This is a genomic window from Streptomyces sp. GC420 (assembly GCF_009916105.1).
GTDB lineage: Bacteria > Actinomycetota > Actinomycetes > Streptomycetales > Streptomycetaceae > Streptomyces.
In genome coordinates this window covers 18,125-27,341 of sequence record NZ_JAAAXQ010000061.1, presented here as the reverse complement: position 1 = coordinate 27,341, position 9,217 = coordinate 18,125, and the positions used below count along the sequence as shown (strand labels likewise).

At 71.9% G+C, this 9,217-nt stretch carries 9 protein-coding genes; 2 read left to right on the top strand and 7 right to left on the bottom strand.

Features of this window, described 5'->3' with window-relative positions:
• Both GUY61_RS10715 and GUY61_RS10710 read right to left on the bottom strand, forming a co-directional pair.
• Window positions 1–682 (bottom strand): DUF6397 family protein (locus GUY61_RS10715; RefSeq protein WP_166629855.1); only part of this gene is annotated, 682 nt, incomplete at its 3' end.
• A gap of 205 nt (window positions 683–887) precedes the next feature.
• Window positions 888–1,301: a roadblock/LC7 domain-containing protein gene (locus GUY61_RS10710; protein WP_166629854.1), complete on the bottom strand. Its 414-nt coding sequence runs from the start codon at window positions 1,299–1,301 to the stop codon at window positions 888–890.
• A gap of 114 nt (window positions 1,302–1,415) precedes the next feature.
• Here GUY61_RS10710 and GUY61_RS10705 point away from each other — a divergent pair, with 114 nt between their 5' ends.
• Window positions 1,416–1,850, top strand: coding sequence for a PPOX class F420-dependent oxidoreductase (locus GUY61_RS10705; protein WP_166629853.1), 435 nt, complete (start codon window positions 1,416–1,418; stop codon window positions 1,848–1,850).
• A gap of 108 nt (window positions 1,851–1,958) precedes the next feature.
• Here GUY61_RS10705 and GUY61_RS10700 read toward each other — a convergent pair whose 3' ends face one another.
• A complete protein-coding gene (locus tag GUY61_RS10700; protein ID WP_166629859.1) occupies window positions 1,959–2,519 on the bottom strand; it encodes an ATP/GTP-binding protein in 561 nt (186 codons plus the stop codon).
• Window positions 2,520–2,687: 168 nt separating this feature from the next.
• Window positions 2,688–3,488: a GntR family transcriptional regulator gene (locus GUY61_RS10695; RefSeq protein ID WP_166629858.1), complete on the bottom strand. Its 801-nt coding sequence runs from the start codon at window positions 3,486–3,488 to the stop codon at window positions 2,688–2,690.
• Between the two features lie 329 nt (window positions 3,489–3,817).
• Between GUY61_RS10695 and GUY61_RS10690 the strand changes: the two genes are divergently transcribed.
• Window positions 3,818–4,846, top strand: a complete 1,029-nt coding sequence (locus GUY61_RS10690; RefSeq protein ID WP_166629852.1) for an aldo/keto reductase — start codon at window positions 3,818–3,820, stop codon at window positions 4,844–4,846.
• 434 nt (window positions 4,847–5,280) lie between these two features.
• On the opposite strand, the gene iolD is transcribed toward GUY61_RS10690, so the two are convergent.
• The 3 genes from iolD to GUY61_RS10675 form a co-directional block, all read right to left on the bottom strand.
• Entirely contained in the window at window positions 5,281–7,158 is a 1,878-nt protein-coding gene (gene iolD / locus GUY61_RS10685; protein WP_166629851.1) for a 3D-(3,5/4)-trihydroxycyclohexane-1,2-dione acylhydrolase (decyclizing), read from the bottom strand.
• Window positions 7,159–7,165: 7 nt separating this feature from the next.
• Complete coding sequence (gene iolB, locus GUY61_RS10680; protein WP_166629850.1) at window positions 7,166–8,176, bottom strand: 5-deoxy-glucuronate isomerase; 1,011 nt, start codon at window positions 8,174–8,176, stop codon at window positions 7,166–7,168.
• A 122-nt stretch (window positions 8,177–8,298) separates the two neighbouring features.
• Window positions 8,299–9,186: a deoxyribose-phosphate aldolase gene (locus tag GUY61_RS10675; protein ID WP_166629849.1), complete on the bottom strand. Its 888-nt coding sequence runs from the start codon at window positions 9,184–9,186 to the stop codon at window positions 8,299–8,301.
• Between the last annotated feature and the right edge of the window lie 31 nt (window positions 9,187–9,217).

Genomic DNA, 9,217 nt, shown 5'->3' with positions numbered 1-9,217 from the left:
CGTCGATGCAGAGGGAGAGGCTGACGCGGTACCAGAGGATCTCGTCGGGGTTGTCGGCGTGGAGGACGCGGTGGGCGGCTTCGGGCGAGACGGGTGGTTCGGGGCCGAGTAGGTGGAGGTAGGCGCGCTCGAAGGGGTCGTCGACCACCTCGGCCAGCTGGACCGGGTCAAGTGGAGCGGCCGTGATTGCCGCGCGCTCCCAGGGATCCTCGGCCTCCCGCAGGAGCCGTCCGAGGCGCCGGCCGCGCCAGTTGCGGGCGCGCAGGTCCGTGCCCGCGTCCAGCAGCCTCCGCATGGACCGGGGGCTCCTGCCGCTGAGCATGGCCGGCTCCTCGTCCGCGAACCGCCTGAGTTCCTCGGCGAGATAGAGCCATACCACCGCGCGGTAGCGGTTGAGGTAGACCGCGGCAGGGGTGATGAACCCCGTGCGCGCGAGCCGGGTGAAACGGGAGGCGGTGATGCCCATCAGTTCGGCACCCGCGGCCGTGCCGACGGTTTGGACCCGTTCGCGCAGGCTGTCCGGGAAGCCTTCGGCCACCCGCAGTCCGGCGATCTCCTCCCGTGTCACCCGGCGGGGCCCGCCCGGGAACAGGGTCGTCGTACGCAGGAGGCCGAGCTGCCGGGCCAGGTCGAACTCGCCTCTTCTCAGGGCGAGTTCCTGCGCCGCCCGGCGCAGGCTCACGGAACTGCCCGCCGACCCGGGGGCACGTTCCCCGGTCCGCGTGCTCCCTGCCCCACTCGTCCTGTCTGTCTTCGCTGAGGTCGCTGCCATGACGGTCGTCGTCTCCCCGTGAGGAATGAATACTCTCCGTAACGATCGTAGCTCGCAGTGCCCGCTTCCCGAGCGGCCTGTGGAAAACCGTCCCGCCCGCCCTGTGGAAACGCCGCTACTCGTCCGACGCGAGTCCGCGCCCCGGGCTCCGCGCCTCCACCGTCAGATGTTCCCCGACCCGGTTCACCAGCAGCGCCATCTCGTAGGCGATCTGTCCCATGTCCGCGTTCGGCGTGCTGAGCACGCACAGACAGCTGCCGTCGCCCGCCGCGGTCACGAAGAGCAGCCCTTCGTCGAACTCGATCATCGTCTGGCGTACCTTGCCCACGCCGAAGTACCGTCCTGAACCCTTGGCCAGGCTGTGCAGTCCGGAGGAGACCGCCGCGAGGTGCTCGGCGTCCTCCCGTCCGAGCTGTTCGCTCGACGCCGTGACCAGCCCGTCGTTGGAGAGCACGAGTGCGTGCCGCACATACTCCACCCGCTGGGTCAGGTCTTCGAGCAGCCAGTCAAGGCCCTTGCCCAGTGCCATGTGTAACGGTCCTCCCCGTTGCTGCGGTTCCTTTGTCCCCATCCGCTGTCAGCCACCCTTCACCACCCGCGCGCCCCGGGCAACCCGCGGCACGATCCGGCGCAGGATGGGGACATGGCACGGAACATGTCTCAGGAGGAATGGCGGGCCTTCGTCTCGGAGGGCACCCGCACCGGAAAACTGTCGACGGTTCGCGCCGACGGCAGTCCGCACATCGCGCCGATCTGGTTCCTGCTCGGCGAGGACGGGGAGGAGTTCTTCTTCAACACGGGCAAGGGCACGGTCAAGGGCCGCAATCTGGCCCGGGACGGCCGGGTCGCGCTGTGCGTGGACGACGACCGGCCGCCGTACGCCTACGTCGTGCTTCAGGGGCGCGCCGAAATGAGTGAGGATCCGGGCGAGTTGCGCGCCTGGGCGACCCGGATCGCCGCCCGGTACATGGGTGAGGAGCGCGCCGCGGAGTTCGGGGCGCGCAATGGCGTGCCGGGAGAACTGCTCGTCCGCGTTCGCATCGAGAAGGTGCTGGCGGAGGCGGGGGTCGCGGACTGACGGCAGGTGAGGCGAGCGGGTCGGCCATGTGCAACGGCCCCACGGCTGCGTCTGACGAGCGGGCCGGCCATGTGTGACGGGCGGGCCGGCGGTCAGCCGGTCAGCCGGTCAGCCGACCGATTCGAGCAGCCGGGCGGTGTGCATCCGCCCGGCGTGCTCGACCAGCCGGATCAGCACCTCCTTGCCCGACTCCCGGTCGCGCGCGTCGCACGGCACGACGGGGGTGCCGGGGTCGAGGTCCAGGGCGTGCGCGACCTCGTACGGGGCTCGGGCGCGGGCGCCCTCGAAGCAGTTGACGCCCACCACGAAGGGGATCCCGCGGTGCTCGAAGTAGTCGACCGCCGGGAAGCAGTCCTCCAGGCGCCGGGGGTCGGCGAGCACCACGGCGCCCAGTGCTCCTTGGGCGACCTCGTCCCACAGGAACCAGAAGCGGTCCTGGTCGGGGGCGCCGAAGAGGTAGAGCGACAGCCCCGGCCCGAGGGTGGTGCGCCCGAAGTCCATGGCGACGGTCGTGGTCGCCTTGTGTCGTGCTCCGGACGTGTCGTCAGCCCTCTTCCCAGGGCGGGTGAGTTCTTCCTCGGTACGCAGTGGGCGTATCTCGCTCACCGCGCCCACGAGGGTGCTCTTGCCGACGCCGAAACCGCCGGCGACGAGGAGTTTCAGCGCCATGGGCGGGGTGGCGTGCGTGTCTTCGGGGGGCTGCGACGGGGTGCTCCCGGGGTGCGCGAAGTCCATCGGGGCATCATGGGCCAGGCCGTGCGCCGCCCTGGGCCGGTGGATCGAATTCCCGGTCTTCCGACCGTTCCTGCGCCCTTCTGTCCTTTCCCGCCCGGTCCCTTACGGCCGTACCAGGAGCTGGAACTCGAACGCGTAGCGCGAGGCGCGGTAGATGTGTGTGCCGAACTCGACCGGGCGGCCGGTGTCGTCGTAGGCGGTGCGCTGCATGGTCAGCAGGGCGGCGCCGTCCGCCTCGCCCAGCCGCTCGGCCTCCCGTGCGCCGGCGGAGCGGGCACCGACCGACTGGCGAGCGCTGTGCAGGGTGATTCCCGCGGCGCGCAGCATCCGGTAGAGACCGGTCTCCTCCAGCTTGCCGTCGTCCAGGGCGAGCAGGCTGGCGGGCAGGAAGTTGCACATGTACGCCACCGGCTGCCCGTGGGTCATGCGCAGCCGTTCCAGCGCGACGACCTCACTGCCCTCGGCAACCTGGAGGGCGGCGGCGACCTCGGGCGTGGCGGGCCGGGTCTCGTTGCACAGCACACGGGTGGTGGGGCTCTGCCCGGAGGTCTCCAGGTCGTCGTAGAGGCTGCTGAGCTCCAGCGGCCGCCTGACCTGGCTGTGCACGACCTGGGTGCCGACGCCGCGCCGCCGCACCAGGAGCCCCTTGTCGACCAGCGACTGGATCGCCTGGCGGACGGTGGGGCGGGAGAGACCAAGGCGTCCCGCGAGTTCGATCTCGTTGCCCAGCAGGCTGCCCGGCGCCAGTGCGCCGTGCTCGATGGCCGCTTCCAGCTGCTGCGCCAGCTGGTAGTAGAGCGGCACCGGGCTGTTGCGGTCCAGGGCGAATTCGAGGGATGCGGGTGGGGAAGTGGTCACCTTCGGAGAATAGCCACCCCCCTTCGCGACAGGAACCCCTGTCATCAGATTGTCCGGACAATAAAGGGTGAGTACTTGACGCCGGGGCGCGAAGCCGGCCTCCGGGAAGCCGTTCGCCGGGGCGCCGGAGTCCGTCGGCGGTGATGCCGGAGCGGCGGCGGCCCCGGCGGACGCGCCGAGCGGGGCGTCGGTACCGCACCCTCGTCGGCGCGCACATGCTGACACCCCGCCCGTCGGGCCGTTGTTCACGACGCCTTCCTCCTTGCCGGGATTGCTAAACGGAACAGTGTTCCGTATTGTCGAAGTCGAACAGCGTTCCGCTTACGCGAGCAGCTCGCGCCGAAGCGGCCGTCAGCCCGCACAGGAGGAGAAACGTGAAGTACCGCACGCTGGGCCGGACCGGTATCAAGGTCAGCCCGTACTGCCTCGGCGCGATGATGTTCGGCGCCATCGGCAACCCCGACCACGACGATTCCGTCCGCATCATCCACAAGGCGCTCGACGCGGGCATCAACTTCGTCGACACCGCCGACGCCTACTCACGCGGCGAGTCCGAGGAGATCGTCGGCAAGGCCCTGAAAGGCCGCCGCGACAACGTCGTCCTGGCCACGAAGGCGCATCTGCCGATGGGCGACGACCCCAACCAACAGGGCAACTCGCGGCGTTGGCTCACTCGCGCGCTGGAGGACTCGCTGCGCCGACTGCAGACCGACCACGTCGACGTGTTCCAGGTCCACCGGCCCGCGCCCGACACCGACGTCGAGGAAACCCTCTCCGCCCTCACCGACCTGGTACGCGCGGGCAAGGTCCGGGCCATCGGCACCTCCACCTTCCCGGCCTCGGACATCGTGGAGGCGCAGTGGACCGCCGAACGTCGCGGCCTCGTACGGTTCCGCACCGAGCAGCCGCCTTACTCGATCATCAACCGGAGCATCGAGCGCGAGGTTCTGCCCGTCTGCGAGCGGTACGGCATGGGGACCATGGTCTGGAGCCCGCTCGCGGGCGGCCTGCTCACCGGCCGCTACCGCAAGGCCCGGCAGGCCGACACCCATCGGGCCGCCTTCGGCTTCCAGCACCTGCGCGACGAGCGCCGGCTCGACGCCGTGGAACAGCTCCTTCTCGTCGCCGAAAAGGCGGGGCTTCCGCCGACGCACCTCGCGATGGCTTTCGCGATCGCCCACCCGGGCGTCACCTCCGCGATCATCGGGCCGCGCACCATGGATCACCTCGACGACATCCTCGCCGGCGCCGAGACCACGCTGACCGACGACGTCCTCGACGAGATCGACGCCATCGTGCCGCCCGGCACCGACGTCGGGACGCTCGACATGGCTTACAGCCCGCCCGCCATCCAGCACACCCCGCTGCGCCGCCGCCCGGCCGACCAGCGCTCCGCCGCCTGACCCGTCCCCGCCGAACGGCCCGCGGGAGGGAGATCCTGAATCCCCGCCGACGACCGCGGCTCCCTACGGTGCTGCGGCATGATGCCCGGGGCGGTGAGTGCCGCGTGATCTTCACCGACATTTCCCGCCACCACCTCCTTCATCGACGAATCCGTCGAGGTGAAGCTCCGTCGCCGGTCCGACAACGGCGGCGCCGCCACCCGGGCGCTCGTCTTCACGAAGGAGGCCGGGCTGGTGCCGGACGTCTCGAAGAAGGTCTCGGCGGCCCGGCTCCAACAGGTCAGGGCCCGCGCGCCACCGCGGCGCCCGGACCCTCCGCCTCCTCCTGATCCCCGTGAGCTCCTCCGTCGCCTCCTGATTCCCGAGATCCGCACGCCCGGCCCCTTCGCCGCGAAGGGGCCGGGCATCACCGTTCGTCCGCGCCCGGTCAGCGCTCAGAGGTGGCGGCGGCGGCCGGGCGTGTGCCGGTCGTACGTCTCGCGGGCCCGGATCGCCGCCTCACGGGAGGCCACCTCGGCGACGGGGACGTCCCACCACGCCTCGGCTCCGGGGGCCGTGGGCGTAGTGGCCTCGGTCTCGACGTACACGCAGGTCGGGCGCTCGGAGGCACGGGCGGCGGCCAGTGCCTGGCGCAGTTCGCGCACGGTCTTGGCGCGGATCACGTCCATGCCGAGGCTCGCGGCATTGGCGGCGAGGTCCACCGGCAGGGGATCGCCGGTGAAGCTGCCGTCGGCCGCGCGGTAGCGGTAGGCGGTACCGAAGCGCTCCCCGCCGGTCTCCTCGGACAGGCCCCCGATGGAGGCGTATCCGTGGTTCTGCAGGAGGACCAGGTTGACGGGCAGGCCCTCCTGGACCGCGGTGACGATCTCGGTGGGCATCATCAGGTACGTCCCGTCGCCGACCAGCGACCACACGGGGGTGCCGGGCGCCGCGAGCTGGACGCCGATGGCGCCGGGGATCTCGTAGCCCATGCAGGAGTAGCCGTACTCCAGGTGGTACTGGCGCGGCGAACGGGCGCGCCACAGCCTGTGAAGGTCGCCGGGGAGCGATCCGGCCGCGTTGATCACCACGTCCTCGTCGCCGACGACCGCGTCGAGGGCGCCGAGCACCTGGGTCTGGGTGGGGGCGGCGTTCTCGTCCTCCGCACGGTAGGCGGCGTCCACGACGCGCTCCCAGCGTTCCTTGCCGGCCGCGTACTCGGCCTCGTACGCCGCGTCCACGCGGTGGCCCTCCAGGGCCCCGATGAGGGCGTGGAGTCCGGCGCGGGCGTCGGCGACCAGGGCGGTGGCGGCCATCTTGTACGCGTCGAAGGAGGTGATGTTGAGGTTGAGGAAGCGGACGCCCGGTTCGGCGAAGAGGGTCGAGGAGGCGGTGGTGAAGTCGGTGTAGCGGGTGCCGATACCGATGACCAGGTCGGCGGTGCGGGCGATCTCGTCGCTCACCGCGGTGCCGGTGTGACCGATGCCGCCGAGGTCGGCGGGGTGGTCGTGGCGCAGCGAGCCCTTGCCCGCCTGGGTGGAGGCGACGGGGATGCCGGTGGCGTCCACGAACTCCTTGAGGGCCTCCTCCGCCTCGCTGTGGTGGATTCCGCCCCCCGCGACGATCAGGGGGCGCCGTGCGGCCCGTACGGCCTGGGCCGCGGCGTGGCACTCGGCGGGTTCCGGGGAGGGGCGGCGTACGTGCCAGACGCGCTCGGCGAAGAACCCCTCCGGCCAGTCCCATGCCTCCGCCTGGACGTCCTGGGGCAGGGCGAGGGTGACGGCGCCGGTCTCGGCGGGGTCCGCGAGGACGCGCATGGCGTTCAGGGCGGAGGGGATCAGGGCCTCGGGCCGGTTGATCCGGTCGAAGTAGCGCGAGACGGGCCGCAGCGCGTCGTTGACGGAGACGTCGGCGCAGACGGCGTGTTCGAGCTGCTGCAGCAGGGGGTCGGCGGTGCGGGTGGCGAAGTAGTCGCCGGGCAGCAGCAGGACGGGCAGCCGGTTGACGGTGGCGAGGGCGGCACCGGTGACCAGGTTGGTGGCGCCGGGGCCGATGGATGTGGTGACGGCCTGGGCGGAGAGCCGGTTCAGCTGGCGGGCGTAGCCGACGGCGGCGTGCACCATGGCCTGCTCGTTGCGGCCCTGGTGGAAGGGCATGGCGTCTTCGCCCGCCTCCAGCAGGGCCTGGCCGATCCCGGCGACGTTGCCGTGGCCGAAGATGCCCCAGGTGCCGGCGATCAGCCGGCGCCGCACGCCGTCGCGCTCGGTGTACTGGGCGGACAGGAACCGCACCAGCGCCTGGGCGACGGTCAGACGACGGGTGGACTGGCTCATCGGGACCTCACTGGCTCGGTGGGAGGAAATGAGAGGAAAGGGGACGGTCGGTGGGGTCCGGAGGCTCGGGAGGGCCCGAGGGGGCCCCGGACCCGGAAGGGGCCGCGGCGGTTCGAGAGCCCTCGGCGGCCCGGGGCGCGGTGCAGAGCGGCAGCCGGGGGTCGACGGGCACGCCGGACCAGTTCCCGCGGATCCACGCGTGGTCGGGGTGGTCCCGGATCAGCCACTCGCGCGCGGCGCCGGGGCCCGCCATGACGTTGAGGTAGTACATGTGGTGGCCGGGGGCGGCCATGGAGGGGCCGTGCCAGCCGTCCGGGACGAGGACGACGTCCCCGCCGCGCACCTCGGCCAGCACGTCCGTGCCGTGGCCGTGGCCGGACGGGGAGACTCGCTGGTAGCCGAGGCCGGGCGTGCCGTCGTGGCCGGCGATCTCGAAGTAGTAGATCTCCTCGAGTTCCGACTCCTCCCCCGGCCTGTGCTCGTCGTGCTTGTGCGGCGGGTACGAGGACCAGTTGCCGCCCGGGGTCAGCACCTCGACGGCGATGAGCTTGTCGCACTCGAAGACGCCGGCGGCGCCGAAGTTGTTGACCTGGCGGCTGCAGTTGCCGCTGCCGCGCAGTTCGACGGGGACGCCGGAGGCGGGGCCGTAGCGCGCGGGCAGCCGGCGGGAGCAGCGGGCGCCGGCCAGGGCGAAGCGGCCGCCGGCGCCGGAGGCGATGGTCGCGTGGGTGTCCCGGGGGACGTACGCGAAGTCGGTGACGGCGGTGAAGACGCTGTCCCGGCCGTACAGGTCGAAGGTCTCGCCGTCGGTGACGACGGTGCAGCCGCCGTTCAGCGGCAGCACGATCCACTCGCTGTCGCCGGTGGCGAAGGTGTGCGAGCCGCCGGGAGGCAGTTCGAGCACCCGCAGGCTCGAGTGGCCCCAGCCGGCCGACCCGGGGGTGACGTCGACGGCGTACGGCCCGGCGGCGGCCCTGCCCGACGGCAGGTGGTACTGCTGGCGCTGCGTGCTGGTCATCGCTTCACGTCCTCCTGGGACTGTGCTGGGCCCGTCGTACGGGCACGCGGCGTGCGGGGTACGGCGGGCGGCCGCCGTGGGGGAGAGCGCGGAGGCGGGCCCGGATCAGGCCCGGAACAGACTCAGAGCAGGCTCACGGCGGTGTCGACCGCTGTCTCCACACTCCCCTGGGCCGGGTAGAGAAGCGAGCGGCCGACGACCAGTCCCTGGACGGTGGGCAGCCGCAGCGCCTTGCGCCACTTCTCGTAGGCGGCGTCCTGCTCCCTCGCGGAGCTTCCGGGATCGCCGCCGAGAAGCACGGCCGGCAGTGTGGAGGTCTCCATCACCCGGGCCATGTCGTCCGCGTCCTCGGTGACGGGGAGCTTGAGCCAGGTGTAGGCGGAGGTGCCGGCCAGGCCGGAGGCTATGGCGATGGAACGGGTGACGGCGTCGGCACTCAGATCGTTCTTCACGGTGCCGCCCACGCGGCGGGACACGAACGGCTCGACGAAGACCGGCAGCCGCAGCGCCGCCATCTCGTCGATGGCGCGGGCGGTGGACACCATCGTGGACAGTGAGCCGGCGTCCTCGTAGTCGATGCGCATCAACAGTTTGCCCGCGTCGAAGCGGAGCCCGGCGATGTCCCGGGCGCGGTGGCCGGTGAAGCGGTCGTCGAGCTCGAAGGAGGCGCCGGCGAGGCCGCCCCGGTTCATGGAGCCCATGGCCACCTTGTGGTCGAGGGCTCCGAGCAGCAGCAGGTCCTCCAGGATGTCGGCGGTGGCCAGCACTCCGTCCACGCCGGGCCTCGACAGTGCCAGGCAGAGCCGTTCCAGCAGGTCGGCCCGGTTGGCCATGGCGAGGCGGCGGTCACCCACGGCGAGCGCCCCGCGGGCGGGGTGGTCGGCGGCGACGATCATCAGCCGCCCGCTGTCTCCGACGAGCGGGCGGCGGGGGCGGCGGGCGGCCGCCTCCGCGATGGCCTCCGGATGCCGGGCGCGCACGGTGGCGAGTTCGGAGATGCTGACGCTCAAGGGTGGCTCCCTTTCGAGGGTGTGTGCGGGG

Coding starts and splice junctions, on each gene's coding strand:
- GUY61_RS10705 (WP_166629853.1), top strand. CDS start 1,416: ATGGCACGGAACATGTCTCAGGAGGAATGGCGGGCCTTCGTCTCGGAG.
- GUY61_RS10695 (WP_166629858.1), bottom strand. CDS start 3,488: ATGACAGGGGTTCCTGTCGCGAAGGGGGGTGGCTATTCTCCGAAGGTG.
- iolD (WP_166629851.1), bottom strand. CDS start 7,158: ATGAGCCAGTCCACCCGTCGTCTGACCGTCGCCCAGGCGCTGGTGCGG.
- GUY61_RS10700 (WP_166629859.1), bottom strand. CDS start 2,519: ATGGCGCTGAAACTCCTCGTCGCCGGCGGTTTCGGCGTCGGCAAGAGC.
- iolB (WP_166629850.1), bottom strand. CDS start 8,176: ATGACCAGCACGCAGCGCCAGCAGTACCACCTGCCGTCGGGCAGGGCC.
- GUY61_RS10710 (WP_166629854.1), bottom strand. CDS start 1,301: ATGGCACTGGGCAAGGGCCTTGACTGGCTGCTCGAAGACCTGACCCAG.